Below are 23,793 nucleotides of genomic sequence, written 5' to 3' on the forward strand. Positions count from 1 at the left end.
CACGGTGCACGGTCAACAGCCAACTTCCGCTAAGATGCCTCTTTTTTTCAATTCAAGACCATGAAGCGAGATCAAATGCTAATGGAGGCGATTCTGGGAAAGCTGCTGGAAGCGCCGGAACCGCAACTCAGCGTCAACGGCGTCGCACAGCGGTTGAACGCAGACAAGTCGACCATCCTTCACCACCTGCACCTGCTGCAGGACAAGGGATGGGTCGCGGAAGCGGAAGGCGGCTTCTGGCGGCTGACGAATACCGGGCATGACTACCTGGACGGCACACCGGACCAGGGCATTTCCCTGAAGTCCCTCGCGTAGGGAATTCACCGCAATCAACAGTCCATTCTGATCAGGGGTGACGGTCGCAATCCTCCATAAGGTCGCGACCGTCCTCCCTGCGCATTGCATCACGCATTGCATCATCTTCCCGCTTCCAAGGCATCGTGTCCCCGCGCGAAAGCTGCGCAACTTCTTCCCGCCGAAGCAATCCACTGAAGATCCCCGTGAGCAAATGCTGTCGCACGTCAAGGAAGTACGACAGGCTGTGCGTTTTACGCAGTGCGGTTGTCGGCTGTAAGCGTGCTGACAGGGAGCGGGTGCTATTCTGCATTGACTCAATCCATGAGGATTGTCAACAAAGCAAGGAGAAGAAGATGGCAGCAATGGGAACGACAGCCGGCGGACAGATTCCCGCAACCCTGATCCCGGGCGACGGGATCGGTCCCGAGGTGACGAATGCAACGGTGCAGGTGCTGGACGCACTCGGGTCGCCCTTTGCATGGGAAACGCAGGCTGCGGGCATGGCAGCCATCGACACCACTGGCGACCCGCTTCCCGCGGCAACATTGGAGAGCATCCGCCGCAACAAGCTGGCGTTGAAGGGCCCGCTGACGACGCCGGTTGGCGGCGGCTTCCGCTCCGTCAATGTGCGCCTGCGCGAAGAATTCAAGCTGTACGCGAACCTGCGCCCGGCCAAGACCATCATCCCGGGCCGGTACGAGAACATCGACATCGTGCTGGTGCGCGAGAACATCGAAGGCCTGTATGTCGCGCATGAGTACTTCGTCCCGGTCGGCAGCGACCCGCGTGCGGTCGCCGTGTCCACCGGCGTGAATACCCGCGACGGCTGCCGCCGCATTGCGCGCTTTGCCTTTGACTATGCGGTGAAGAACGGCCGCAAGAAGATCACCATCGTGCACAAGGCCAACGTGCTGAAGGCGCTGACCGGCATCTTCCTTGAAGCCGCGCGAGAAGTCGCACAGGAATACGCGGGCAAGGTGGAGGTGGATGACCGCATCGTCGACGCCTGCGCGATGCAGCTGGTACTGAACCCGTGGCAGTTCGACATGCTGCTGTGTACCAATCTCTTCGGCGACATCCTGTCCGACCAGCTGGCAGGGCTGATCGGCGGCCTCGGCATGGCGCCCGGCGCAAACATCGGTGAAAACGTCGCGATCTTTGAAGCGGTGCACGGCTCCGCTCCGGACATTGCGGGCAAGGGTGTCGCCAATCCCACGTCGCTGCTGCTGGCGGCGGGCATGATGCTGGAGCATGTCGGCAGGCAGGACCTGGCCAAGCGTTTACGTGACGGAATCCGGGCAACGCTGCTTGAAGATAATGTGCGCACCCGCGACTTGGGCGGTACGGCGTCAACGGCGGAATTTACGGCAGCGCTGATCAAGCGCCTGTGACGGATGGGCTGAAAACGGCTGCATCGCACTTACCAAGCCCCCCGAACGGTGCGGGGCGTGGTGCAGCTTTTTGCGCTACTCCAGGCGAACGACTTCCTCGCCCTTGTGGGTGAGTTCGATGAGCTTGCCGTTGCGGCGCGCGATGCCAGCCGCAAGCGCAGCTTCGTGCGCCGCCAGCCCCGGTTGATACAGCGTGTCCGGGTGGTTGATAAGTAAAGCGGCTTCGTAGAGTTCGCGGCTGACGATCATGGGTGGGTGGCCTCGGGATGGCGAAAGGACTTGATGGTAAACGTTTCCGCCGCTCCGCGCGAGGCGAATTGCGCAAAGCGAATTGCGCAAAGCCCCTCTGCCGCTTGCAGGCCAATAACGCGCTTTGTACGCCTTTTTCCGGGCGCCGCTATACTTCTGCGCACCCAATGCCCCCAAGACCGGTGCGCTGAGCGCGCCTCTGCCTCACACCGCTACCGCACGCATGAGCGACGAACCACAACATCCGATACCCGCCAATGCCGAACAGGCCCGACAGTGGATTGCCGAGCTCGCCGGGCAACTCACCCTGCACGACATCTTCTTTCGCGACCCGCCGGAAGAGCCGACCAGTTGCTGCGGTCGCGGCTGCAATGGCTGCGTGTGGGAAGGCTACCTCCACGCCGTGGGCTACTGGTGCGGTCAAGTGCGCGGGATTCTGGCGAAAGCGTAACTGAAGCGCCAACTGACGCAGACAGGTCAGGTATAGGCCAGCAAGCGTCCGCAGGAAATCACCGCAATCCAGATCAGCAACGATGCAATTGCCTGCCCCTTGGCGAGTGCCGGTGCGGAAACATCCTTGTCCCATGAAACGACTGAACGATACGCGACGGCGTGGAACAAGGCAGCATTGATAGCCGCTACCGCAATCAGAAAAAGCTTGGTCTGGAAAACCGGATTGCCGATGAAATCGTGCGGGTGGGCGGAAAACATCATCAACCCTGCCGGTATGACCAGCACCAGGCTGGCGACCGACCAAGGCAGCAGGTGCCGCCCCAGCGCGCGTACCGGCAAGGATTGGGCAAAACCGAGCACGCGCAAGTCGAACATCGCTACCGAGCCGACCAGCGTGACGAATCCGACGATGTGGACGATTTCCACGATGGGGTATAGCCACAGGCTGCCGCGCATGGCCTGCGACAACGGCGTTGCTTCGAGCCAGCCAAGCAAGCCGGCGCCGGACATCAGCGCAACTCCGTCGTCTTGCCGTCAATGGTGATACGTTCTGCGCGCATTTCCTCGGGCTTCTTCCGGTTGGGATAACCGTAGACGGACGCGCGGTTGCCCGGCAGGAGCATCTCCTTCGCCAGCCCGCGGTTCTGCATGCGTGTCGGCGGCGCGAGGACGACGGTCCAGCTCTTTTCTTCCGTTTTAAGCCGTATGAATCCGTGCGGATGCTCATAGCCGGATTCCTCGATCGTGCCGACCAGCTTCAGCGGCCGGTTGGCGTCATATTCACTCCATCCGTGGTGCGCAAGCACCGGTGCGGTGACCAGCAAGGCGAGCAATGCGAGCTTTTTCATGGTTGTCCTTGATGAGTGGTGTCAGCCAATAGACAAAGTGAAAGCGGCGGAGATTCCCAATGGGATCGTTGAATAGGCGAAATGGAATCGAAAATGGCATCGTCTCGTGGCTTTGCCTGAATGTATTTGTGGCACCTCAAAGCGCCTGCGCACGTCAGGGAGAGTATTGGGCAGTGCGCTGGCCGGCCGTCTTGCGACCTGGCCGGCGCTCCCCTTCTTCCATTGCGGAGTCGACCATGGCAGTGACCAATACCCAGTCCGGCACGAATGTGCAGGAAATTGCCGACAACATTTTTCGCATCAATACGCCGGTCAATATCGCCGGCGGTTTTTCGTTCAATCAATACCTGATCGTGGACGATGCGCCACTACTGTTCCATACCGGCCCGCACAAGCTGTTTCCGCTGGTGCGGGAGGCGGTCGAAAGCATCATTGCGATAAACACGCTGCGATACGTCAGCTTTTCGCACTACGAGGCGGATGAATGTGGATCGCTGAACGAATGGCTGGCTGCGGCGCCGGAGGCAGTGCCGGTATGTAGCCAGGTAGCGGCGATGGTATCGGTCAATGACGTCGCGTTGCGCGAAGCGCATGCGCTGGCCGACGGCGAGTCGATTGCACTGGGCCGGCATCGCGTGAAATGGCTGGATACGCCGCACTTGCCGCATGGCTGGGAAACCGGCTACCTGATGGAGGACAGCACCAAGACGCTGTTGTGCGGAGACCTGTTCACACAGCCGGGACTGGGTGAAACGGCCTTGACCGAGGATGACATCCTGGAGCCGAGCGAAGGCTTCCGGCATGCAATGGATTATTTTTCGCACTCCAGGAATGCGCCGGCGTTAATCGAAAAACTCGCAGCCCAGGCGCCTACGACGCTTGCGTGCATGCATGGCAGCGCATGGCAAGGCAATGGTGCGCAACTGCTCAGGTCGCTGGGCGAACGGTTGATGACCAGTTGAGTCGATGCGGAACGAGCCTGGCCACGACGTAATGACAGGCGAAAAGCAAGGCTTCATCCCCTCCGCTACAATCGATCGGCAGTTCGGCGGCGTTAACCATGGTGGTCACGGATCGGCCGCCCATCCATACTGCGCATAACATCCATATCTACAACGACGAGGAGACACCCAATGAATGCACCAGACAGGCTATCCATCCCCTCGGCCAGAGAACGTGTATCGCCGGAAGAGTGGCAGACGCGTGTGGATCTCGCCGCCTGCTACCGGCTGGTTGCGGACTTTGGCTGGAGTGACCTGATCTACACGCATATCACGGCGCGCGTGCCGGGCACGGAAGACCAGTTCCTGATCAACCCGTACGGCATGACGTTCGACGAAATCACCGCGTCGTCGCTGGTGAAGATCGACCTGCAGGGCAACAAGCTCGAAGAGTCACCCTTCCCGGTGAACCCGGCCGGCTTCACGATCCATTCCGCGATTCATGCGGTGCGCCATGATGCGCAATGCGTGCTGCACACGCACAGCATCAATGGTGTCGCGGTATCGGCGCAGAAGGACGGCGTATTGCCGCTGTCGCAGCAGTCGATCTTCGTGCTGGCGAGCCTTGCCTATCACGACTACGAGGGCGTGGCGCTGAATGAGGATGAAAAGCCGCGCCTCGTCGCGGACCTCGGCGACAAGTCGTTCCTGATGCTGCGCAATCATGGCCTTCTGACACTCGGAAAGACCATCGCGGATGCATTCGTCAACATGTACATCTTCGAAGCGGCCTGCATGATCCAGGTGCGGGCGCAGGCGGGCGGCGGCGAGCTGGTGCGTATTCCTCAGCAGATCATCGACGGCGCCACACAACAGGCAAAGGCGGTGACGAAGGGACAGGGCGGCATGCTCGCATGGCCTGCGCTGCTGCGGCGGCTCGACCGCAAGGATCCGTCCTACCGCACTTGAGCCCGCATCAACCACATCAATAACAATCCACGGAGACAACACAGCATGGACAACACACAAGAAGCGCGCGCCACGTTCCGCGACATGCAGCAAAGCACAGCGGAGGACTGGAAAATCATCGCCGGCGAATTCGAGCCCTATGCGCAGGCATTGCCCGACCGAGTGATTGCGCATCTGAAGATCCTCGACGGCGACTGCGGCGGTTTCCCGGTCGACCGGCTCACACACAGCCTGCAGACTGCGACGCGCGCCTACCGCGACGGCAAGGACGAGGAATACGTGGTATGCGCGCTGCTGCACGACATTGGCGACACGCTCGGCAGCTATAACCATCCGGACATTGCAGCGGCGATCCTCAAGCCTTTCGTCAGCCCCGAGAACCATGCGATGGTGGAAAAGCACGGCATCTTCCAGGGCTACTACTTCTTTCATCACCTCGGCCTGAACCGCAACCTGCGCGACCAGTTTGCCGGCCAGCCGCTGTACGAGCGCACGCTGGAGTTTTGCGAGAAGTACGACGCGCCGGCCTTCGATCCGGACTACGACACGCTGCCGCTGTCGTTCTTTGAACCGATGCTGCAGCGGGTGATGGTCAGGCCGAAGCACTCGATCTACAAGACGGATGGGGAATAACAGCGCGGCAGGACTGCAATAGCGACCGGAATAGGGAAAGCCGGCGATGCACCGCTGTGCCAAGCCGATGGAAAATATCGGCAAGCATGGGCTTATCGTCGGCGACCGCTTCGCGTTGCGTTCGTGAGGGCTCTATTCAATCGATATGGCGGAGTGACGCGCCGAATTTCTATCCCCGTATCGCTGCTCGGGAAGTCGGGGTGGCGGGTGGTGCTGTGGAGGGGGAATCGGAAGGAAGAGTGGCGGGTGGACCGGGCTGGACTCAATGCATTTCGAGTCCAGCCCCGTTGTTGCGGGACCTGGCAAATCAGCTCAGTGCCTTGAGATCCGTATCGACTTTTTCGAGCGCTTCGTTCGTGATCAGGCCGCCGGAGAAATTGGCAACCATCTTCAGCGGGAAGCCACGGCCCATCGCGATTTGCGGATGGGTAGAGATGCCGGGCAGGTGCTTCTCGAGCACAGCCTTGCTGTCAGCATTGTCGAGCAGGTCACCGAGGTTCGAATTGATGGAAAGGGACATGGATTGCTCCTCCTGTAAGTTGGGACAGCAGCGCTGTCTGGTTGATGGTCTAGCAGGCAATGATATAGGCAGGCAGGTTCCAATTGATGCGGCTTAATCGAGTCCGCACTCTAAATTTGACAATTATCACCGCCGCCATTGCGCCGCAGATACATGTACTTTGCCAAGCGATCCCGCCACTTCCCGCATCCACACACCGGTTTCCGGAGCGAGACGCTTCAAACCTGTTTCTTCCAGGCAGCTACGGGCACTGTGGTGTTCTGCATCCTCAATCATGCGGCCGCCATCTTTTCGAGGGCACTGTGTTAACAGAATTGCAGCACCAGCGACGGTTGGGACAAGAAAACAGTTGGCGACACCAGTTCGCCTGCTCAATTCGCGGAAAGCGGCTATCCTTGCCGGTCTATTGTTTCAGGCGCTCCCTGCGTTGATGTCTGAACGGTGATGACGACGGCGCAAACGGATAACGCATTTATCGAGAAGAAATAGAAATGAACACATGGTATGTATTGCTCGCCGTCGCGGCGGGCGCAGTCATACCGATCCAGGTCGGTGTGAACACAACCCTTCGCCAGGGGATCGGCAGCCCGATCGTAGCGGCGCTGATTTCCTTTGCCGTAGGCACTGTCTGCCTGCTGGCGTATGCACTTGCTACCCGCGCTGCATGGCCGGTGGCGCAGGTGATGGCAAAAGTGCCGGCATGGGCATGGTCGGGCGGCGCCTTCGGGGCGTTTTTCGTTGCGACCACGATCATCGTAGCGCCGAAGCTGGGAGCGGCAAACCTGGTGGCGCTCACCATCGCCGCGCAACTGATCGGCTCGCTGCTGATGGACCACTACGGCCTCATCGGCTTTGCCCAGCATGGCATCAGCACCGCACGCATTGTCGGTGCCTTGCTGCTGGTTGCGGGAACAGTGCTGATCGTGAAGTACTGAGTGAACCGGATGCGCGCCTCGACTGAGGCGCGCCCTACCCGCCTCCGGCCTTCATCCACACAGCCGCAGGATCGTCAGCACGCGGCAATCAGAACTCGCCGGACGATACATGGGCAATGGCGAAACGCCTCGCTTCGGCGATTGCCGCTTCCTCCGAGTCGTACACATCTTCCGCAGCAATTCTTTGCAACGGAAAAATCACCTCGCCATCTTGCGGATCTTCCGAATAGTCGCGGATCTCGACACAGGGCACCCACTTGCCGCTATCCGGAAGTTGCGACCCGGACAGTTCAAAGCGGTAATTGGAAAAGCGCTCACTCGGCATCATCACCTCCCGTTCAATCCGAAAGCATGCGGATTCATCCTAGCACCCGGCGCGCCGCTGTGCGGTGTGGCGTGCGCTTCCTCTTTCCCAGATCAAGGAGCGGCAACGAAGCCTGGCCTGCATGCGCAACGCGCATGGAAGCGCCATGCCAGAAGCGCTCATGCGACACACCGGCGAATGCATGAAGAACCGAACAACACGCTGTGGCGGGACATCGATCGAAACGCGCGCAAGCATGCGCACCATGGATACCGATTCAAGAATGGAAACTTTATCGTGTGATGTTTATCTCACTCGAACCTTTACTGAAGGAGATGGAGATGCCTATTCCTCGAACGACAGCCCAAAGACTACTTTCGGAAACCGAGTTCAGGCTCATCAACGAGAGTTTTCCACCGACGGTCAGCACCTTGAGCGACAAGGGGCTCCTGCAGCGCATGGAGCGCGTGCGCAAGGCGCGCGACAAGTATCACAGCATGGTGGAGCGGCAGCAGGGCAAGTCCGCGTCGGGCACCCAGCGCAGCGCGGCGCCGTCCGCCAACCTCAAGGAAGTGATCTCGAAGGAGAAGATCTTCGACGAGACGCTGGCGCGCTTTGAACGCCAGACGGCCAAGGCGGGCGGCGGCACCAGCACCAAAGCCATGGCCAAGCCGGCACGTGCCCTGACCGGCAAGAAAAGCTCCAGCGAGAAAGCCGGCTCGCAGGGAACCAGCAAGGCGAGCGTGAAGATGGCAAACAAGGCTGCCGCCAAGAGCGGCGCGAAGACTGGAACAAAGACTGCCACAAAGAGTGGCACAACGACCGGCATCAAGGCCGAACCGAAAGGAAAAGGCACTGGCGGAACGCGCAAGGCAACGCCGCGCGGCCGGCACGGTGCACTGACCCCGTCCACCACGCTGCATTGACCAGCGACAACCGATCGCTGGAGAAGACGGCCTCATCCTTTCACGGGTGGGGCCGTCCTGTGTCAGGCAAGCAGTGTCAGCGAGGTGCTGTAGCAGCGGACGCGTCACGTCCAATGCTCCGCCTGCAAACAGCCATTCAGTAAAAGCGCTCAATCGCGCGCATTGAGCCAAGATAGGTGTGGTGGATCTGCGCGTCGCAATAGCGATGCTCGACACCCACAGGACAACTGACGCGGGCAAGGCAGGTCGTGCGGCAGCGTGACCCATCCTGCTTGCGGTAACCGACGCATTTGCCAAGGTCGAACCGGCCTTGATCCATTGCTCGGGCGGGACAACTGGTGATGCAGACCTTATGCGCACAGGGCTGGCAGGGGTGCTCGTCCTGCACCGGCGGCGTCGGCGCGAAACGCGTGTCCGCCACGATCAGCACACGGTATGCGTACCAGGTTCCCCACGACTTATCGATACCGACCATGAACGGACTTGCATGGTGCCAGCCTGCCAGCATGCCAAGCCTTTGCAGCCCGACAGCATGCGCGCCCGGATAGAGGATTTCGTATTCGTTGCACGAGTGGTGCTGCGCGAACCACTGCCTTACCACCTGAGTGGAAAAATCATCGATGGGATCATCCGATCTGATTCCCGACGCGGTGACCGAGTCCCACAGCGTCCGGCCCGCATGGCCGATCAGGATGAGCTGGCGATAGGCGCGCGGCGATGCGCAGCTAGTGCGGACCTGCGCAATGACGTCTTCGGGAAGCGCGTCGAGATTGAATACCGCATGACGGTTCAGCCCGACACGATCCAGCAAAGTCCCGTCGAATGATTGATGGTTGTCCATGATTCCAGTGTGTCCCCGCTCTTCACAAGCGTGAAGTGTAGCTGAGACTTTACCGTTAGCAGACGCGCCCCATGAGCTCGCCATCCGGATGCCGGTCTGCGCACGCTCTTCGGTTAACTCGCCCTGACTCGCTCCGCTTCGACCCACGTCTCCCTCGTGCGGGAAGCGTATCCACTCCCCAATTCATGGGATGGCAAACCGTCGACGCAATGCTATTTTCGCTCCCCGTAACGTTTTGCATTTTCAGCAATGGGGCATCCATGTTCGAGACGCTTTATGGAAAGACTTTTTCTATTCTGGTGAGCCAGCTAGGCATTACATGGCTTAGTACGGTAATGCTTATCGGATGGCTCCGCAGACACTATCACGCTCGTAGCGCATGGGTTTCCGGCGGGGTCAACGAGCATGGACAACTTGACCTGGACTTGGACTGGAACGCCGTCCAGCCGTATTTCTGGAGCTTGATCGTCGCAGATTTCGCGGTATTTCTCTTTCTCATCTTCTACGGCGAGAATAACCTCGGTGTCGGGTTTCCGCTCTTTTGCATCTGGTCAGTCCTGACCGGCCTCATGCTTGCGCTGGCCCTTGTCTCCGTTGACGAGAACCTCGGCGCGCGTGTACTGGCGCTCACTGCGCTCGTCACTGCCGGAGCAGGGCTGTATGGAGTCAATACCTCGACTGATTTTTCATTCATGAGGTCAGGGCTTTTCCTTGCACTGTCCCTGCTGATTGTTTTCGGGTTCATCCGAATTTTCTTCCAAATCCCCCGCTGGGTGCAGCGAATAGGCGCATTCTGCGGGGTCCTCGTCTTTACCGCTTATCTGGTCTATGACTTCAACAAACTCAGCGCGCTTAGCAGGAAGGATTCCGCGAATACTTGGACGGCGGCCATGGATATATCGATCAGTCTCTATCTGGACATCATCAACCTGTTCCTGGACCTGCTTGATTTGCTGAGCAAATAGGCCGTGGCACCAAGCCTCCGGCTAATCCATGTGTTGTTCTAGGCTGTGTTTGACAAGCGTAGCGAGCGGTTCGGAGTGGTGTCGAGGAGCGCACGCGTACGACTGGTACGCCGAGCACCGCAGACATCAATCCGGGCCGCGCAGTAGCTTGTCAAACACGGCCTAGGAAGTCTTGTCTGCGGTCTGCCCCTTGCCACCGCCGGATTGCCTGGCCTGTTCGGCCTTGGTTTTACCGGGCGGCACGCGTTTGGTGTTCTTGAATTCGCTGTACTTCGTGCCCGCCTTGTCTGCGGGATATTTGTTCTGGGTATTAGCGGCCATCGTGAGTCCTCCGAATAAGAAGTTGCGGAAATACCAAATCCGTTAGTCCACGCCCGCCCGGTAAGGTTTCATGGACGCGACACCATTACAACTCACTCGTACGGAAGGCCGTGATGGCGCGCCCATTCCTTTGCTTTTGCGATGGCAATCCGGATCGCCTTGCCTTCTTCCATGCCTTCCTCCAGCAAGGCATTGGCGATCTCGATTGCCTTGCGTCGTACCTGCTCGGGCAGGTTGATCATCGATCGCGGGCAGGAGTCAGCTGACCAGGGCATTCCGGGCGCTCCACCTGCTCAGCGTCGGTCCGACAACTCGTCCCTGACCCGGATTCCGTCCTGCTCGAAGGACTTCGCCAGTGCCTCGCGCGCAGTCTGTGCAATCGAGATGGTCTTCACCTCGTCGGTGTAGTGAGGGAATATGGCTTCCAGTGTCTCATAGTTATGTGCACGGAACCTGTCCTTGGCGAGCCGCGCCAGCTGCGCCTCCATGCCGACCTGTGCAAGCGCACGCTCACCGATCGATAGCGCCGCCTCGAAGGTTTCCCGCTCGATCATGTCCACGCCGCGGCTGCGCAGTTCGAAGACATGCGGGAGGTCACGCGCGCGCCCGATGATCTTCAGGTGCGGAAAATGGCTGTTCACCAGGTCGACCAGCCGCAGGTTGCTTTCCACATCGTCGATGGCATTGATCAGCAGCACGGCCTTGTCCGCCTCTGCGGCACGCAACAGATCCAGCCGCGTCGCATCGCCGTAGAACACCCTGAAGCCGAAGCGGCGGACGGTCTCGATCAGGTCGGGGTCGTTGTCGAGGATGGTGGCCTTGATGCCGGAGGCATACAGCATGCGGGCGACGATCTGCCCGATGCGGCCGAAGCCGGCGATGATGATACGGGCGCCATCCGGCTGGATCACGTCGATCTCGCGCGGCTGGACGGGATGCAGCAGCCTGCTCACCTGGTTTCCCAGTGCAATCGCAAGCGGCGTCAGCGCCATGGAGACGGCAACGACAAGGGGCAGCATGTCGTTCCAGGGAGCTGCGATCAGTTGCGCATCCCGTGCCACGGCAAACAGCACAAACGCGAACTCGCTCCCCTGCGCAAGCAGGCCGGCGAAGGGCCAGCGTTGCACCGGCGCGATGGGCAACAAGCGCGCAATCACGCCGAGCATCAGCATCTTCAGCAGCATGTAGCCGATCGTCAGCGCAAGGATCTTCAATGGGGCAGATGCCAGCAGGCCAAGGTTCATCGCCATGCCGACCGAGGTAAAAAACAGGCCGAGCAGCAATCCCTTGAACGGTTCAAGATCGGTTTCCAGTGCCTTCCGATATTCGGACCGGGCAAGCAGGACGCCGGCCAGGAAGGCGCCCAGGCCCATCGACAGGTGGGCCAGCGTCATGAGCTGCGCGATGCCCAGTACCAGCAGCAGCGCGAATGCGGTAAAGATTTCACGCAGACGCGTACGGGCGATCAGGCGCAGCGTCGGGCGCATCGCATAGCGGCCGATCAGCAGCACGGCCATCAGTGCGGCAGCGGCAAGCGGCCAATGGAAAACGGCATCACCGCCTGCGACCTTCCTGCCGAATAGCGGAATCAGCACCAGCAAAGGCATCGCCGCCATGTCCTGGAACAGTAGAATCGCAAACGCGTTCTTGCCGGCAGGCGTGTTCGACAGATGCTTCTCCTGCATGCTCTGGACGGCAATCGCCGTGGAGGACAGCGCCAGCGTCAGTCCGGCCACGATCGATGCGGTCATTGACAGCCCTGCAAAGCTGGCTGCGGCCGCAAGGACGATGCCGCAGGCTCCCATCTGCAGTGCTCCGCCGCCGAACACGATGGTGCGCATCTCAAGCAGCTTTGTCGGCTGCAGTTCCATCCCGATCAGGAAAAGCATGAGGACGACGCCGATCTCCGCAACATGGCTGATGACATCGACGTTCTGGACGAGGGACAGTCCCCAGGGGCCGATAATGCAGCCGCCCAGCAGATAGCCGAGGACGGAGCCAAGGCCGAGCCGGTACGCCAGCGGGACGAGCAGGACGGCGGGCAGGAGGAAAACGATGGGCGTAAACAGCAGGTCGTGCATGGATGGTCGTCTGGGAAGTAACTTCGGCCGTGCGCAAAGGTCGCGTCGTGCCGCGAGTCGTGAACGGCTACTGTAGCAGCAAGCGCAATCATGGTGTACGGGCAGTGCCGCCGCGAAAGCACACCGCAGCACTTTCCCGCTCGACTGCGGCGCTCGCGGCCTGACCAGACGTGTTCTGAATCCGGTATGCACGCCCAAATTCACCGCCCATCCCGCGCCACGCCGGCGTTCCGATTAGAACGCCGCCACTAACCGTCCCACCCCGAAGTTTGAGAAATGTCCCATCCCGGCAGGTCCGATCTGGAAAACTGACGCGCTCCCGACACATCTTCAGTCAGTCCACTTAGGAGAAACAATGAAACAACTCAGCGGCCTGGATGCGGCGTTTCTGCATCTGGAACTGCCGGAAATGCCGATGCATATCGGCGCCCTGCATCTGTTTGACTTGCCGGAAGGGTATGACGGCAACTTCCGCGATGACGTGAAGGCCCACGTGGCCGGCCGCATACACCTTGCCACCCTGTTTACGAAAAAGCTCGCCCACCTGCCGCTGGACTTCGCCAACCCGATTTGGGTGGAAGACGACGATGTCGATCTCGACTACCACATCCAGCAGGCGGTCCTGCCGAAACCGGGCACGATGGTGCAACTGGAAGCCATGGTCGGGAAACTGCATTCCCAGCTGCTCGACCGTACCCGCCCGCTATGGGAATTCCATGTGATCGACGGGCTCAAGTCGGGGCAGGCCGCCCTCTATGTGAAAGTCCATCATTCCGCACTGGACGGCATCGGCGCCGGATCGCTGGCGCGCGTGTTGCTGGACCTGAGCCCGGAGCCGCGCGAATTCCCCGCGCCATCGGAAGGAAAAAAGGAAAGCGTGCCGGGCATCAATGCCATGCTGGCCAATGTCATGCGGCACACCGTAGCGCAATACTGGAAGATCGCGAAGCATCTGCCCACCACGGCAATGACCATCGGCAGCCTGATGCTCATGCCCAAGGGAAAACGCGGCAGCGTCGGCAGCAGCCGCGGCGGCCTGGCGAACAAGCTCCGGCCCGGCCCGAAGACACCATTGAACGTGTCGATCACGAATCAGCGCGTGTTCTCGACCGTTCGGATTCCGCTGGCGGAAGCGAAGGCAGTCGGCAAGGCGTTCGGCGGCAGCCTCAACGACGCGGTGCTGGCGATCTGCAGCAGCGCCTTGCAGCGTTATCTCGACGCCAAGGGCGCCCTGCCCGGCGAACCGCTGAAGGTGCTGATGCCGGTGAACCTGCGCAAGGAAGGCGATACGGAACTGAGCAACAAGTTCAGCATTGCGATGACGCATCTGCCCACGGACAAGGCCGGCGCGAAGGAACGCATGGTGGAAATCGTCAATGCCTCCAGCTCGCTCAAGGGCACGATCAACCGCGTGAAGTCGCTGTTGCCGACCGACCTGCCAAGCATCGGCGTGCCGTGGCTGATGAGCGCATTTGCATCGCTCTTCAGCCGCGCCAATCTCGGCGACAACATGCCGCCGATCGCGAACGTGCTGATCTCCAACGTCCCGGGATCGCAAGAACCGATGTACATGGCGGGTGCACGCATGGCGAGCTTTTACCCGGTGTCGATTCCCTTCCATAGCGTAGCGCTCAACATCACGGTGCAGAGCTATAACGGCGCCCTCGACTTCGGACTGATTGCCTGCCGCCGCGCCGTGCCGGATGTGCGCGAGCTGGCGAAGTATATGAGCGAAGCGCACCTGGAACTGATGGCGCTGCTGCAGGAATCGGAGGTCAAGGAGAAGATGGCGGCGATCCCGGTCAAACGCAGGACTGCCGGAAAGAGAGCCCGGATGGAAGTGCGGGTGAACGAGCCGGAGCTCGCCTCTGTCGCGCCGCTTCCGGCAGGCGCCGCAACGCAGAAAACCCGCCGCAGGAGTGCACCGCGCGAAAAGCGTCTGGCGCAGGCCGCTGCCTGATACGGCGGCAGCGGTATGGCGAAAAGGGGGCCCGGCCGGAAGGGGAAGACGGCCGGGCCTTTCCTTGCATTCATTCAGGCGCCCATGGCGTACCGGATCAGCACCACGGCCATCACGAGAAAGGCCACCACCTGCATCACGTAGAAAACGAATCGAACACCGACCACGCGATCCGTCTGCACGAAGCACACATGGATCAGCGAGTGCGCAACGCGTGCGGCCAGGACGAGGATGCACAGGCCGTCAAACCATTGCCCTCCCGCGCCCAGCACTCCGGCAGCAAGCACCAGCACTGCAAAGATCGGCAGGTTCTCCAGGCAGTTGGCATGCGCGCGCATTGCGCGGCCATACCACTCGTCACCAAGGTCATCGCCGGCAACGAAGCGGCTGATCGCCACCCGACGCGTCAATATCCTTCGCCAGCGATACACGCCCACCGTTGCCAGCAGCAACAAGATGGTCCAGAGCGTGAAACCGAGCAGACTGAGTACTGGTATGTTCATGCTCCCTCCGTTATCACCGCGACAATCTCCCTCCGATAGGCTGCGCAGGGAGAGAAAGGTTCTGGCGTCTTGTTGAGAATGCGCAGCTGGTACCGGCCGGAATATTGCTGCGTTTTTGATTGCTCCGGGCGGCAGCACCAATCGTTGCGGCCACTACCATTGGAAGATGGACACAGTCAGGCTCACTGCACTGCCGGCAACAAGCCGCTGCGGCAAAGTGTGTGGCGGAGTCGGAGTGCAAGGGGTGAGTTCATGCTCGATTCAATGCGCGCTTAGAGCCTGTTTGAAAACTTACTGCGCAGCCCGATTTTGGCTCTGCGATGCTCGTCGTACCTCACGTACGACTGCGCTTCTCAAGCCAAACTCGGACCGCTCGCTACAGTTTTCAAACAGGCTCTTAGGCTTGCATGAATTGCATCAATCGGATACATGAAGAGTGAAACAAGCATCAACGAACCGTGGCAATAAGGGCATTCACAACGGAAAGGTCGATCTGCGTCAAAAGAATCAACAGTTTGTTCGTGCAAATCGGGTGCATACTTCTCTTACAGCAACACAAGGAGACAGCCATGACAAGACCTGACGATCTTTTCGAAGCCGCGAGCTACGATCTCAACAAATTCAGGGAACGGCGAATGGCGGAACGACGTGCCGTGCCGCGCAATACGGCCGACCGCCGCAACGGTTCCAACGGCTCCAATGTTTCCAACACCAATAGCTCTTCAGGCTCCCAGACACCAATGCAGTCGCCACCAACGGATAGTGAAGGAACAGGTCCGAGGCATTAGCACCTCTGGCAGCGGAACCGCTGCCAGAACCGGAAGTCCGGAGTATTCGTGTCCTGTAGCGGAACGAAGCTGGTGGCGGGATGCCAAATACAAGTGCCTGGCGTAAAGCCGGGCGGGCTGCAGAAAAACGTGGCAAGCAGGTGCGGCCTGCGCCGGCGTTTTTCACCAGCGTGCCACACGTCTTGTTCTCATTGAGGTCCCCAATGCCAGGAATCTTTCCGAACGCACCGCATTTCTCTTCCGCGGAGACGGACGCCACACCGGTCCGCGAATGGGTGATGCCGGTTTTTCTTCCCGTGCGCAATTACGCCAGAAAACTGTGCGTTCTTCCGCCTGGCATGCCGGACTGCCTCGAAGTGCATGTCGTGCATTCCGAGGAAGGCATCGAGCGCACCACTGCCGTAATCTACGGAAGGCGAACCTATCTCGTGCACTACGAGTTCAGGCAGAAAGCTTGAACATTGGCGCCATCGGCTGCGGGTTGCTCCGGCCCGGAAATGGCAACCTCTTCCAAATGCCCTCATTCGCCTTCATCATGGCAGGTCCGGCTTTGACCGCTTCCAGTCCTGGTTTCATGGTTGCGCCTTTGTCGTTGACGTGAATTCAAGGGAACGGCGAGGGAGCGGTCGAACGGGGACATCTGCAGTTCCGCCCTGTCGAAGACAGCCTCATAATGAGCGTCCCGCAGGAGAGGTCACGGCATCGCCTTTGCGGTCCGGACCTTCCTTCACTGTACGCCTCCAGACTTTCATGCAATGGCAAAGAAAACCTTGATCATCGCCACCGTCGCCGCCGCGGCACTGGCAGCCGCCACTGTCCTGTATTTCACCAGCGCAGGAGCAAAAGCGGAACGCGCCTTCATCAGTCCGTCCGATGCGGCACTGGTCGCACGAGGAAAAGATATCTATGCGCAGCATTGCGCGTCCTGTCATGGCGCCAGCCTGGAAGGCCAGCCGGAATGGCGCAGGCGCCTGGCCAATGGCCGATTGCCGGCGCCTCCGCATGACGAAACCGGGCATACCTGGCATCACGCGGATGCGGTGCTCATCGACATCGTGAAAAACAGCCTGGTACCGGGAAGGACGGCGCCGGACGGCTACCAGACCGACATGCCGGCGTATGGCAAGACGCTGTCGGAAGAGGAGATTGTGGCAGTGCTCGCCTACATCAAGAGCAACTGGCCGCCGGACGCCCTCGAGATGCAAAAGAGCGTGACGCTGGAACACGCGAAGAGATAACTGCATTCCACGCGTAGAGATCCTTGCCTGAAAAGACTCGAGGTCGCGGCTCAGCCAAGCGTGTATAGCGACTCGTGCAGCTTGAGCGCCGCCGTGGCATGGTTACTCAGCAGCGACAGTATGCGCAGGTCCTCGGAATCAAATCGGCGCTGCTCCTCGTGCGACACGACCCAGATGGTGCCGATGACCTCGTCCTTCTCCCTGCACAACGGGACGATCAGGCTTTCCACGACAGGGATCTCGATTTCCTGCATCCACTCGACGTAACGCGCAGTGTTGGCGAGCAGTTGCGGCGCGTTCTGATCCCGGACATAACCACAAGGGCTGTCATCCACCGGACCGGTGCCGCCTTTATAGGGAGCAAACGCACCTTCGATGATGACCCAGCGGAAGTGCCCACCCTCCCGGCTGTTTTCAAGCAGGTTGATGCCGCACGACCCGCCATCGCAAAGCCGCAATCCGAGACGGCACAAGGCGTGCAGAATGGCGTCCCGGCCGTGGGGCGTCTGCTGTGCGATCTCGTCCAGCGCGAGCTTCTCTACGTGTGGATTGGCCGGACGACTTGGCCTTCGCAGGAGCTCATGCGTGATAACGATATCCTGCAGCATGCCTCGAAAATCGGCCATTGGAATGATCCCGGTAACGGCATGAATAAAAGGGCGCCTATGCTATCACGCAGGCGATGATTGCAAGAACGAATTTCGCAAACCCACAGACTAAGAGCGTCTAACAAAATGCCACTTGCAGCGTTGCGTGGGGCGGCCGTCCGCTTCCTCGCCGTACGCCATGTACTGTCTTCGTCGGCGCGCCTTGCGATCAGCATTGTGTCAGACGCTCTAGGCCGTGTTTGACAAGCTACTGCGCGGCCCGGATTGATGTCTGCGGTGCTCGGCGTACCAGTCGTACGCGTGCGCTCCTCGACACCACTCCGAACCGCTCGCTACGCTTGTCAAACACAGCCTAAAAGTGCGCGTACTGCATCGGCATGCGACACGCTCACGCCACCGTTCTGCTTTCTATTATTCGATCACCAACACCTGCCACGGAGGATTTTGCAGCTCGCTATTGCCCGGGAGCGTTTGTGTTTTCCTCGTCGCTCATCGAACCGGCTGCCCCTGGAGCGGGGAAAGGCGCCGTCCCAGGCTCTTCCGGTGCGGACAGGTCAAAGTTGCTGTCTTCGCCGTTGATCGGCACGAGTTCTGCCTGGTTGCTGATCCGTTCCATTTCTTCGCTGCGCGGATCGGGCAGCGGCTGCAGCTCCTGCGGAGCAGGCTTGCGCGGTACCTGAGGACGATCTGGCGGCGAAGGAATGGGCTCCGGCTGAGGATTGCGCCAGTCGAACCAGCCTTTCACCTTGGCCATCAGCGCGTCGAAGAAGGGCTCGGGCTGCTCGGGGAAACGCGCGGCGGAATCAACCAGACGCGCGCCGAACGCACGCCGGGTGAAGTCGCCGACCAGCGGAAGTGCGGTATGCGCGCCCTGCCCCCAGTAATTGCTGCGCATCGTGATCCGCGCATCGTTGAAGCCAACCCATGCACCGGCAACGAGACGCGGGTGCATCAGGATGAACCAGCCGTCGGCATTGTTTTGCGTGGTGCCGGTCTTCCCCGCGATATCCGGGCGCCGCCCCACCTGCCAGCGCATCGGTCGGCCTGTCCCCTGGTCGATGACGGCACGCAGCATGTCCGTCAGCTCGTCCGCGGTCTTTGCGGAGATGACGCGCTCGCCATCGCTGCTGAAGGTCTCCAGCACCTTGCCATCCTTGTCGAGGATGCGACTGACAAGGATGGGCTGGCGGTATTCGCCGCCGCTGGCGATCGTGCTGTAGGCGGTCGTCATTTCGAGCAGCGTGACCGGGCTGGTGCCGAGCGCCAGTGCCGGAACCTCTTCCAGCGGGCTCTGCCTGACCCCAAGCTTGCGCGCAAAGTCGGCAACGCGCCTCGGGCCGACTTCCTGCATCACCTGCGCGGTGATGGCATTCTTCGAATAGGCCAGCCCCTCGCGCAGCGTCATCTGCCTGCCGCTCGGACCGGACATGTCGGTGGGCCGCCAGACGGTGCCGTCGTCCATCTTGATTTCAATCTCGGTATCGGCAAACTTGTCGTCCTGCGCCATGCCTTTTTCCAGCGCAGCACCGTACACAAAGGGCTTGAAGGTGGAGCCCGGCTGGCGGCGCGCCTGTGCGACATGGTCGAACTGGTCCACCTTGAAATCGCGGCTGCCCACCCACGCTTTCACATGGCCGTTGGTCGGGTCGATCGCCACAAATCCCGTCTCCAGCCTCGTCTTGTCCGCATGCAGCTGCGCCATGAAGACGGCATCTTCCTTCAGCTGCTTGAGCGCCTGCTCGGGCGCGACGCCCTCTTCGATCGCCTTGCGATAGGCAGCGGACTCTCGCACGAAGGCATCCAGCAGCTCACCATGCGTCTTCCAGAAAAACCCGAACGGGCGCACCTGCGAGCGCATGCCGAGATAGGCCTGCGGACGGGTGGAGATCAGGCGCCCTGAACCGACGCCCCACTCCACATCCGACACCGCCTGCAGTGCCTGCATCTGGCGGGCGACGGCCTGCTCCGCATAGGCCTGCAGGCGCGAATCGACGGTGGACACCACGACCAGGCCGTCGGAATACAGGTTGTAGTCGTTCTGGTCGGCCCAGTCGATCAGCCACTTGCGCACCTGCACGGCAAGATGGGGCGCAGCGCCGACCGGCTCCGGCTGGCGCTCGAAGTCGAGCCGGATCGGGCGCTTCTTGAGCCGTTCGAACTCGCTCCTGGCCAGCACACCGCGCTTGGCCATCTGCGACAGCACGACGTTGCGGCGCTCCAGCGCGCGCTCGGGACGCAGCACCGGGTTGTAGTAGCTGGTGCCCTTGAGCATGCCGACGAGGGTTGCGCTCTCGAGCACGTTCAGCTCCGACGCGGATTTGTCGAAATAGGTGCGCGCGCCCATCTCGATGCCGAAGGCGTTGTACAGGAAGGGCATCGTGTTGAGGTAGGTCAGCAGGATCTCCTGCTTGGAATACGCGTACTCGATCTTCAGTGCGGTGATCAGCTCCTTGAGCTTGCGGGTGATGGTGCGCTTGCGGCCGATCTCCTCCGGATACAGGTTGCGTGCGAGCTGCTGCGTCAGCGTGGAGCCGCCTTCCGGGTCGCCTTGCAGCGTACGCAGGATGCCGGCCGCAGTGCGCTTGAGGTCGACGCCATGATGCTCGTAGAAGCGGTGGTCTTCGGTCGCAATCAATGCATTGACCACATGTGGCGAAATCCGGTCCAGCTCGACCCACTCGCGGTTCATGCGCTTGAAGACGGCCAGCTCCTTGCTGTCAGCCGACATCAGGATGCTTGGCGTCTCCGCCTTGGCCTTGCGGATGTCGGCGATACCGGGCGTGAACGGGATCAGGATGATGGCGTAGGCAAACAGCAGCAATGCAGCAATGACGCCGCTGGCGAATGCCGCCTTTACAAGAGCTTTGAACCTCGCCGGTTTGCCGAGTGCGGGGTCGATGACGGATTTGAAATAGCCGGCAATGCGTGTTGCGCTCCGCGCGACGAGATCGCGCAGCTTGTGATGTGCTTCCAAAGTGGTTTCCTACGTTGTCGCGATCGCCGGGCGGCGGGATCGGCTCTTACTGTAGGGTAATTATTCCATTGCTACGACGTTCTCGCCCATTTCATTTTCACCAAAATGAAAAAGAGCGGCCAAAGTGCGCCGCTCTTGTCTGGCTGAGAATTCGCCTGACGTGGCTTACTTGTAGGCGTAACCCACGTTAACGCCCGCGCCCCAATCCGGGCTGCCGTCGGAGAAGCCCGTCAGCACATAAGCCTGGAGCTTGTACTGGTCGGTGAGCTTTCGCGAATAGAAGCCGGTGAGTTCGCGCTGGCTGTAGCCGTTGTCAGTCGACTTGGTGCGGTAATCCAGGACGGCACCGATGCTTGCCTTCTGGTCGAGCTTGTACACCAGGCCGGCACTGGCGCTGATGACGTTCTTGAGCTTGAGCGTGCTGGAGTCGCCAAGGATGCCGTAGCCCACGCCGCCGAAGTAGGTGATCTTGCCGACTCTCTTGTACGGGTCGACCATGACCCAGTAGTCGTTCTCGCCGGTGCCAAGGCCCTTGTCGCTGTCGGCGGTACTGAACTTGATCTTGCCGGTGAAATCGATGCCGAACTGCGCGGCAGGGTCACCGAAGTAGGAATAGGTTGCCGACGTGGTGAGGTCGCCCAGGCCGGAGTCGGTGCGGGTGACCGTCGACGTGCGCCGTACTGCGCCGACGCCAGCGATCACATTGTCGGTACCGGTGATGCGCAGGTAAGGCAGCGTCGCCTTGAACGCCCAGTTGCCGGTTTCATAGTTGGCGATGAAGGGAATCGAGGTGATCTCGGTCGTTTCACTGGTACCGTACTTGCCCGTGGTGTAGTCAAAGCCGGTCTTCAGCGAGAGGTTGTTGTCGGCGAACGCGAGGTTCGACACCATCGGCGACAAAAGAGCAGCGACTGCAAGACTCAGTTTTTTCATGCGTTTAACAATCTCAAATACAAAATAAAAAAACCGGGCATGCCGCCCGGTCGTGGGTGAATCATTTAGTTGCGGCGCGTGCGCTCGACTTTTTCAGGCCGCTCGATCCTTTCGATCTTCGCCGGCCGTTCTGCTTTTTCGACCCGCTCTACCTTCGCTACCCGCTCCACCCTGGTGGCGGCTGCAGTTTCGCGTCTCTCAACGGCTGCGGCCCTGTGCTCGGCCGCGCGTGCCTGGCCGGCCTGCGCCGGTTCGGGCAGCACAACGGCAGCGCCGTTGCCGTTCATCTTGGCGGTTACGCCCTCCGGCAGGGTTGTGCCCGGCTTGTAGACCGTTGCACCGTTCCTGACCCGGGCGGGTTCCGATGTCGTTGTCGTCGTTGTCGTCGCGTCGGTCGTTGTCGTAACCGGTGCCGGTGCTGTCGTGGTGGTGGCCGGTGCAGTAGCCGATGTCGTAGTCGTAGTGGTTGTCGCTGCATCCGTTGTTGTCTGTGCAACGGCAGCACCCGTCGACATCATGGCAGCAGCGAGTGCGCCCAGAATGGCAGCGTGGCTCAGGGACTTCGTGTGTTTCATGCTTTCTCCGGAAGGCGATTGTGGATGTGTTGCAGAACTTATCTTAAGGAGAAAGCCTCGCACTGAGAGCCACTAAACCTGTATCTCCTGTAAGAGAACGTTACGCGGGAACGTTACGCGGCAGGAGATTCCGATCACATTGGCATCAATGCGTGATCGAAATAACATAGGCCCCCAAAAAAAGGAGCGGATATCCGATCCGCTCCAACCCCTCGCTTCAGGCATGAAAAAGTTTTTGATTACGGCTGCGGCGGATACATGCGGATCCAGGCATTGCCGCTGATGCCAGCGCCAGTAACGGCGGGCTGGGTGTTGACCGTGATCGGCTCACCGATGAGCACGCGCTCTTCGAGTTCCGGCGTCATCTCCGTTGCGCCTTCTGCCGGGCGCACGATCCTGGCGACGGACATGGTGACCTGCGTAGCGAAATGCCCGCGGATGTTTTCGAGTGCGGCGAGTTTCTGGCCAGCCTGCGAGAACGCGGTTTCCAGATCCACCAGCAGCACGGTGCTGGTGGTGTCGCCGAGGTTGTCGAGCACCTCGGAGACATCCAGCAGTTGCACTGCGCCGGCCGGGACGGGGATGGTTTCGCGCACTTCCTCATTGCCGGCATTGCGTCCATAAACATGCATCTGCGCGCCTTCGCGTACCTTGGCCGAGAGCTGGCCATTTTCATCGGTGGACAGCTCGACGCCATCGATCACGAACTGCATGATCTCTGCCATCTCGTTCTCGCCAATGCCTGCGGAACCGGCGCGCTCGGTGAAGCTGAACGCGATGCGGCCGACGACGGTCTGGTTGGAGACCTGCATGTCCCCAGTACCGTGCACGAACTTGTCTACGCGGAAGCCAACCGCTGCAATCGGGGCAGCCGGTGCAGCCGCAGGTGAAGGTACGGCAACATCGGTTTCCGGTGTCGCCGTACCGGACGCAAAGTCGTACATGCCCTGCTCGCTTTCGAATGCCTCGATCGCGATGGCGTTATAGATCGAGCGATTTGTCCGGATGTACGCCATCTGGTTGGCAACCAGGCGCACATCGCCAGCGAGTTGCTGGTCGGCCGGCGTGGACGGATCCTCATCCGGCGGGTTAACCGGGTCGGCCGGCGGCGGATTGCCCGTATTGTTGGATGGCGGAGTGGTGGTGTCCGTGGTCTGCTCGCCACCGACGACTTTCGGCGTACCGCCACCACCACCGCCGCAGGCGGAAACAAGCGCCGCGATCGCGGCCAGTATTACCAGGTTCTTTTTCATCAGCATGTTCAGACTCCCTTTCTCAAATGGATTGATCGTGATCCCGGGTGCCGGAAAGCTGTGCAGCGTTGATGGTGTGACATCGCTGCTGCTGCAGTTGCTTTCCTTCATGGCCTGTGTTGCCTGTGACCACTGCACGGCTGGAGAAAGTATTTGTCGAAATGCCAACAAGAATGTTGCGGAACTTAAAGGCAGCTGGCGAGAAATATTGGTGAAAATCAAAGGTCGTTCCACGTCGCATCAGGAACGATGTCGAGCGGAAATCGTTTGAGACAAGGAGGCCTTTT

General features: G+C 60.3%; 28 protein-coding genes. 13 read left to right on the forward strand and 15 right to left on the reverse strand.

Annotated features, from left to right (window positions below; genetic code table 11):
* Nucleotides 1–60 precede the first annotated feature (60 nt).
* Both ACYVIA_RS19480 and ACYVIA_RS19485 read left to right on the forward strand, forming a co-directional pair.
* Complete coding sequence (locus tag ACYVIA_RS19480; RefSeq protein WP_460843786.1) at nucleotides 61–315, forward strand: hypothetical protein; 255 nt, start codon at nucleotides 61–63, stop codon at nucleotides 313–315.
* A 335-nt stretch (nucleotides 316–650) separates the two neighbouring features.
* Nucleotides 651–1,688 (forward strand): isocitrate/isopropylmalate dehydrogenase family protein, encoded by a 1,038-nt coding sequence (locus tag ACYVIA_RS19485; RefSeq protein WP_460843788.1) that lies wholly within the window; start codon nucleotides 651–653, stop codon nucleotides 1,686–1,688.
* A gap of 75 nt (nucleotides 1,689–1,763) precedes the next feature.
* On the opposite strand, the gene ACYVIA_RS19490 is transcribed toward ACYVIA_RS19485, so the two are convergent.
* Entirely contained in the window at nucleotides 1,764–1,937 is a 174-nt protein-coding gene (locus ACYVIA_RS19490; protein WP_460843789.1) for a hypothetical protein, read from the reverse strand.
* Between the two features lie 223 nt (nucleotides 1,938–2,160).
* Here ACYVIA_RS19490 and ACYVIA_RS19495 point away from each other — a divergent pair, with 223 nt between their 5' ends.
* Complete coding sequence (locus ACYVIA_RS19495; RefSeq protein ID WP_460843791.1) at nucleotides 2,161–2,388, forward strand: oxidoreductase-like domain-containing protein; 228 nt, start codon at nucleotides 2,161–2,163, stop codon at nucleotides 2,386–2,388.
* Nucleotides 2,389–2,414: 26 nt separating this feature from the next.
* Here the strand turns inward: ACYVIA_RS19495 and ACYVIA_RS19500 are convergent, their stop codons facing one another.
* On the reverse strand, nucleotides 2,415–2,900 hold the full coding sequence (locus ACYVIA_RS19500) for a DUF6644 family protein (protein ID WP_460843793.1): 486 nt from the start codon (nucleotides 2,898–2,900) through the stop codon (nucleotides 2,415–2,417).
* The gene (locus tag ACYVIA_RS19505) at nucleotides 2,900–3,238 is read right to left on the reverse strand and encodes a DUF6152 family protein (RefSeq protein ID WP_460843794.1); all 339 of its coding nucleotides are present in this window, start codon (nucleotides 3,236–3,238) and stop codon (nucleotides 2,900–2,902) included. The genes ACYVIA_RS19500 and ACYVIA_RS19505 overlap by 1 nt, the downstream gene beginning before the upstream one ends.
* A 236-nt stretch (nucleotides 3,239–3,474) precedes the next feature.
* Between ACYVIA_RS19505 and ACYVIA_RS19510 the strand changes: the two genes are divergently transcribed.
* The 3 genes from ACYVIA_RS19510 (at nucleotide 3,475) to ACYVIA_RS19520 (ending at nucleotide 5,781) form a co-directional block, all read left to right on the forward strand.
* Complete coding sequence (locus ACYVIA_RS19510; RefSeq protein WP_460843796.1) at nucleotides 3,475–4,200, forward strand: oxygen-binding di-iron domain-containing protein; 726 nt, start codon at nucleotides 3,475–3,477, stop codon at nucleotides 4,198–4,200.
* A 171-nt stretch (nucleotides 4,201–4,371) separates the two neighbouring features.
* Complete coding sequence (locus tag ACYVIA_RS19515) at nucleotides 4,372–5,148, forward strand: class II aldolase/adducin family protein (RefSeq protein ID WP_460843797.1); 777 nt, start codon at nucleotides 4,372–4,374, stop codon at nucleotides 5,146–5,148.
* A gap of 45 nt (nucleotides 5,149–5,193) precedes the next feature.
* Nucleotides 5,194–5,781 (forward strand): HD domain-containing protein, encoded by a 588-nt coding sequence (locus ACYVIA_RS19520; protein ID WP_460843799.1) that lies wholly within the window; start codon nucleotides 5,194–5,196, stop codon nucleotides 5,779–5,781.
* Nucleotides 5,782–6,088: 307 nt separating this feature from the next.
* Here ACYVIA_RS19520 and ACYVIA_RS19525 read toward each other — a convergent pair whose 3' ends face one another.
* Nucleotides 6,089–6,301, reverse strand: a complete 213-nt coding sequence (locus tag ACYVIA_RS19525; RefSeq protein ID WP_460843800.1) for a hypothetical protein — start codon at nucleotides 6,299–6,301, stop codon at nucleotides 6,089–6,091.
* 491 nt (nucleotides 6,302–6,792) lie between these two features.
* On the opposite strand from ACYVIA_RS19525, the gene ACYVIA_RS19530 reads away from it, so the two are divergent.
* Nucleotides 6,793–7,236, forward strand: coding sequence for a DMT family transporter (locus ACYVIA_RS19530; RefSeq protein WP_460843802.1), 444 nt, complete (start codon nucleotides 6,793–6,795; stop codon nucleotides 7,234–7,236).
* Nucleotides 7,237–7,324: 88 nt separating this feature from the next.
* Here ACYVIA_RS19530 and ACYVIA_RS19535 read toward each other — a convergent pair whose 3' ends face one another.
* Complete coding sequence (locus ACYVIA_RS19535; protein ID WP_460843804.1) at nucleotides 7,325–7,564, reverse strand: hypothetical protein; 240 nt, start codon at nucleotides 7,562–7,564, stop codon at nucleotides 7,325–7,327.
* 317 nt (nucleotides 7,565–7,881) lie between these two features.
* Between ACYVIA_RS19535 and ACYVIA_RS19540 the strand changes: the two genes are divergently transcribed.
* Entirely contained in the window at nucleotides 7,882–8,466 is a 585-nt protein-coding gene (locus tag ACYVIA_RS19540; RefSeq protein WP_460843805.1) for a hypothetical protein, read from the forward strand.
* A 136-nt stretch (nucleotides 8,467–8,602) separates the two neighbouring features.
* Here ACYVIA_RS19540 and ACYVIA_RS19545 read toward each other — a convergent pair whose 3' ends face one another.
* Nucleotides 8,603–9,307, reverse strand: coding sequence for a hypothetical protein (locus ACYVIA_RS19545; RefSeq protein ID WP_460843807.1), 705 nt, complete (start codon nucleotides 9,305–9,307; stop codon nucleotides 8,603–8,605).
* A gap of 260 nt (nucleotides 9,308–9,567) precedes the next feature.
* On the opposite strand from ACYVIA_RS19545, the gene ACYVIA_RS19550 reads away from it, so the two are divergent.
* Nucleotides 9,568–10,272 (forward strand): Bax inhibitor-1 family protein, encoded by a 705-nt coding sequence (locus tag ACYVIA_RS19550; protein WP_460843810.1) that lies wholly within the window; start codon nucleotides 9,568–9,570, stop codon nucleotides 10,270–10,272.
* A gap of 162 nt (nucleotides 10,273–10,434) precedes the next feature.
* Here ACYVIA_RS19550 and ACYVIA_RS19555 read toward each other — a convergent pair whose 3' ends face one another.
* From ACYVIA_RS19555 to kefC, 3 genes are all read right to left on the reverse strand, one after another.
* Nucleotides 10,435–10,593, reverse strand: coding sequence for a hypothetical protein (locus ACYVIA_RS19555; RefSeq protein ID WP_460843812.1), 159 nt, complete (start codon nucleotides 10,591–10,593; stop codon nucleotides 10,435–10,437).
* Nucleotides 10,594–10,685: 92 nt separating this feature from the next.
* A complete protein-coding gene (locus ACYVIA_RS19560; protein ID WP_460843814.1) occupies nucleotides 10,686–10,868 on the reverse strand; it encodes a DUF2188 domain-containing protein in 183 nt (60 codons plus the stop codon).
* An 18-nt stretch (nucleotides 10,869–10,886) separates the two neighbouring features.
* Complete coding sequence (gene kefC / locus ACYVIA_RS19565) at nucleotides 10,887–12,674, reverse strand: glutathione-regulated potassium-efflux system protein KefC (RefSeq protein WP_460843815.1); 1,788 nt, start codon at nucleotides 12,672–12,674, stop codon at nucleotides 10,887–10,889.
* 355 nt (nucleotides 12,675–13,029) lie between these two features.
* Here kefC and ACYVIA_RS19570 point away from each other — a divergent pair, with 355 nt between their 5' ends.
* Nucleotides 13,030–14,634: a WS/DGAT/MGAT family O-acyltransferase gene (locus tag ACYVIA_RS19570; protein ID WP_460843817.1), complete on the forward strand. Its 1,605-nt coding sequence runs from the start codon at nucleotides 13,030–13,032 to the stop codon at nucleotides 14,632–14,634.
* 74 nt (nucleotides 14,635–14,708) lie between these two features.
* Here ACYVIA_RS19570 and ACYVIA_RS19575 read toward each other — a convergent pair whose 3' ends face one another.
* A complete protein-coding gene (locus ACYVIA_RS19575) occupies nucleotides 14,709–15,137 on the reverse strand; it encodes an MAPEG family protein (RefSeq protein ID WP_460843819.1) in 429 nt (142 codons plus the stop codon).
* A 569-nt stretch (nucleotides 15,138–15,706) separates the two neighbouring features.
* On the opposite strand from ACYVIA_RS19575, the gene ACYVIA_RS19580 reads away from it, so the two are divergent.
* The 3 genes from ACYVIA_RS19580 to ACYVIA_RS19590 all read left to right on the forward strand — a co-directional run bounded on the left by ACYVIA_RS19580 (nucleotide 15,707) and on the right by ACYVIA_RS19590 (nucleotide 17,163).
* Complete coding sequence (locus tag ACYVIA_RS19580) at nucleotides 15,707–15,925, forward strand: hypothetical protein (protein WP_460843820.1); 219 nt, start codon at nucleotides 15,707–15,709, stop codon at nucleotides 15,923–15,925.
* 203 nt (nucleotides 15,926–16,128) lie between these two features.
* On the forward strand, nucleotides 16,129–16,383 hold the full coding sequence (locus tag ACYVIA_RS19585; protein ID WP_460843822.1) for a hypothetical protein: 255 nt from the start codon (nucleotides 16,129–16,131) through the stop codon (nucleotides 16,381–16,383).
* A gap of 297 nt (nucleotides 16,384–16,680) precedes the next feature.
* Nucleotides 16,681–17,163 (forward strand): c-type cytochrome, encoded by a 483-nt coding sequence (locus ACYVIA_RS19590; protein WP_460843824.1) that lies wholly within the window; start codon nucleotides 16,681–16,683, stop codon nucleotides 17,161–17,163.
* A gap of 50 nt (nucleotides 17,164–17,213) precedes the next feature.
* Here ACYVIA_RS19590 and ACYVIA_RS19595 read toward each other — a convergent pair whose 3' ends face one another.
* From ACYVIA_RS19595 to ACYVIA_RS19615, 5 genes are all read right to left on the reverse strand, one after another.
* A complete protein-coding gene (locus ACYVIA_RS19595; RefSeq protein ID WP_460843825.1) occupies nucleotides 17,214–17,789 on the reverse strand; it encodes a GAF domain-containing protein in 576 nt (191 codons plus the stop codon).
* A 436-nt stretch (nucleotides 17,790–18,225) separates the two neighbouring features.
* On the reverse strand, nucleotides 18,226–20,670 hold the full coding sequence (locus ACYVIA_RS19600; RefSeq protein ID WP_460843886.1) for a penicillin-binding protein 1A: 2,445 nt from the start codon (nucleotides 20,668–20,670) through the stop codon (nucleotides 18,226–18,228).
* Between the two features lie 240 nt (nucleotides 20,671–20,910).
* The gene (locus ACYVIA_RS19605; RefSeq protein WP_460843827.1) at nucleotides 20,911–21,678 is read right to left on the reverse strand and encodes a transporter; all 768 of its coding nucleotides are present in this window, start codon (nucleotides 21,676–21,678) and stop codon (nucleotides 20,911–20,913) included.
* A 65-nt stretch (nucleotides 21,679–21,743) separates the two neighbouring features.
* Nucleotides 21,744–22,253, reverse strand: coding sequence for a hypothetical protein (locus ACYVIA_RS19610; protein WP_460843828.1), 510 nt, complete (start codon nucleotides 22,251–22,253; stop codon nucleotides 21,744–21,746).
* 239 nt (nucleotides 22,254–22,492) lie between these two features.
* Entirely contained in the window at nucleotides 22,493–23,617 is a 1,125-nt protein-coding gene (locus ACYVIA_RS19615; RefSeq protein ID WP_460843830.1) for a hypothetical protein, read from the reverse strand.
* Nucleotides 23,618–23,793: the final 176 nt, after the last annotated feature.

The organism is Noviherbaspirillum agri (assembly GCF_054780595.1).

Excerpts from the sequence above, each read along its gene's own strand:
- ACYVIA_RS19480 (WP_460843786.1), top strand. The coding sequence starts at position 61 with ATGAAGCGAGATCAAATGCTAATGGAGGCGATTCTGGGAAAGCTGCTG.
- ACYVIA_RS19485 (WP_460843788.1), top strand. The coding sequence starts at position 651 with ATGGCAGCAATGGGAACGACAGCCGGCGGACAGATTCCCGCAACCCTG.
- ACYVIA_RS19490 (WP_460843789.1), bottom strand. The coding sequence starts at position 1,937 with ATGATCGTCAGCCGCGAACTCTACGAAGCCGCTTTACTTATCAACCAC.
- ACYVIA_RS19495 (WP_460843791.1), top strand. The coding sequence starts at position 2,161 with ATGAGCGACGAACCACAACATCCGATACCCGCCAATGCCGAACAGGCC.
- ACYVIA_RS19500 (WP_460843793.1), bottom strand. The coding sequence starts at position 2,900 with ATGTCCGGCGCCGGCTTGCTTGGCTGGCTCGAAGCAACGCCGTTGTCG.
- ACYVIA_RS19505 (WP_460843794.1), bottom strand. The coding sequence starts at position 3,238 with ATGAAAAAGCTCGCATTGCTCGCCTTGCTGGTCACCGCACCGGTGCTT.
- ACYVIA_RS19510 (WP_460843796.1), top strand. The coding sequence starts at position 3,475 with ATGGCAGTGACCAATACCCAGTCCGGCACGAATGTGCAGGAAATTGCC.
- ACYVIA_RS19515 (WP_460843797.1), top strand. The coding sequence starts at position 4,372 with ATGAATGCACCAGACAGGCTATCCATCCCCTCGGCCAGAGAACGTGTA.
- ACYVIA_RS19520 (WP_460843799.1), top strand. The coding sequence starts at position 5,194 with ATGGACAACACACAAGAAGCGCGCGCCACGTTCCGCGACATGCAGCAA.
- ACYVIA_RS19525 (WP_460843800.1), bottom strand. The coding sequence starts at position 6,301 with ATGTCCCTTTCCATCAATTCGAACCTCGGTGACCTGCTCGACAATGCT.
- ACYVIA_RS19530 (WP_460843802.1), top strand. The coding sequence starts at position 6,793 with ATGAACACATGGTATGTATTGCTCGCCGTCGCGGCGGGCGCAGTCATA.
- ACYVIA_RS19535 (WP_460843804.1), bottom strand. The coding sequence starts at position 7,564 with ATGATGCCGAGTGAGCGCTTTTCCAATTACCGCTTTGAACTGTCCGGG.
- ACYVIA_RS19540 (WP_460843805.1), top strand. The coding sequence starts at position 7,882 with ATGCCTATTCCTCGAACGACAGCCCAAAGACTACTTTCGGAAACCGAG.
- ACYVIA_RS19545 (WP_460843807.1), bottom strand. The coding sequence starts at position 9,307 with ATGGACAACCATCAATCATTCGACGGGACTTTGCTGGATCGTGTCGGG.
- ACYVIA_RS19550 (WP_460843810.1), top strand. The coding sequence starts at position 9,568 with ATGTTCGAGACGCTTTATGGAAAGACTTTTTCTATTCTGGTGAGCCAG.
- ACYVIA_RS19555 (WP_460843812.1), bottom strand. The coding sequence starts at position 10,593 with ATGGCCGCTAATACCCAGAACAAATATCCCGCAGACAAGGCGGGCACG.
- ACYVIA_RS19560 (WP_460843814.1), bottom strand. The coding sequence starts at position 10,868 with ATGCCCTGGTCAGCTGACTCCTGCCCGCGATCGATGATCAACCTGCCC.
- kefC (WP_460843815.1), bottom strand. The coding sequence starts at position 12,674 with ATGCACGACCTGCTGTTTACGCCCATCGTTTTCCTCCTGCCCGCCGTC.
- ACYVIA_RS19570 (WP_460843817.1), top strand. The coding sequence starts at position 13,030 with ATGAAACAACTCAGCGGCCTGGATGCGGCGTTTCTGCATCTGGAACTG.
- ACYVIA_RS19575 (WP_460843819.1), bottom strand. The coding sequence starts at position 15,137 with ATGAACATACCAGTACTCAGTCTGCTCGGTTTCACGCTCTGGACCATC.
- ACYVIA_RS19580 (WP_460843820.1), top strand. The coding sequence starts at position 15,707 with ATGACAAGACCTGACGATCTTTTCGAAGCCGCGAGCTACGATCTCAAC.
- ACYVIA_RS19585 (WP_460843822.1), top strand. The coding sequence starts at position 16,129 with ATGCCAGGAATCTTTCCGAACGCACCGCATTTCTCTTCCGCGGAGACG.
- ACYVIA_RS19590 (WP_460843824.1), top strand. The coding sequence starts at position 16,681 with ATGGCAAAGAAAACCTTGATCATCGCCACCGTCGCCGCCGCGGCACTG.
- ACYVIA_RS19595 (WP_460843825.1), bottom strand. The coding sequence starts at position 17,789 with ATGGCCGATTTTCGAGGCATGCTGCAGGATATCGTTATCACGCATGAG.
- ACYVIA_RS19605 (WP_460843827.1), bottom strand. The coding sequence starts at position 21,678 with ATGAAAAAACTGAGTCTTGCAGTCGCTGCTCTTTTGTCGCCGATGGTG.
- ACYVIA_RS19610 (WP_460843828.1), bottom strand. The coding sequence starts at position 22,253 with ATGAAACACACGAAGTCCCTGAGCCACGCTGCCATTCTGGGCGCACTC.
- ACYVIA_RS19615 (WP_460843830.1), bottom strand. The coding sequence starts at position 23,617 with ATGAAGGAAAGCAACTGCAGCAGCAGCGATGTCACACCATCAACGCTG.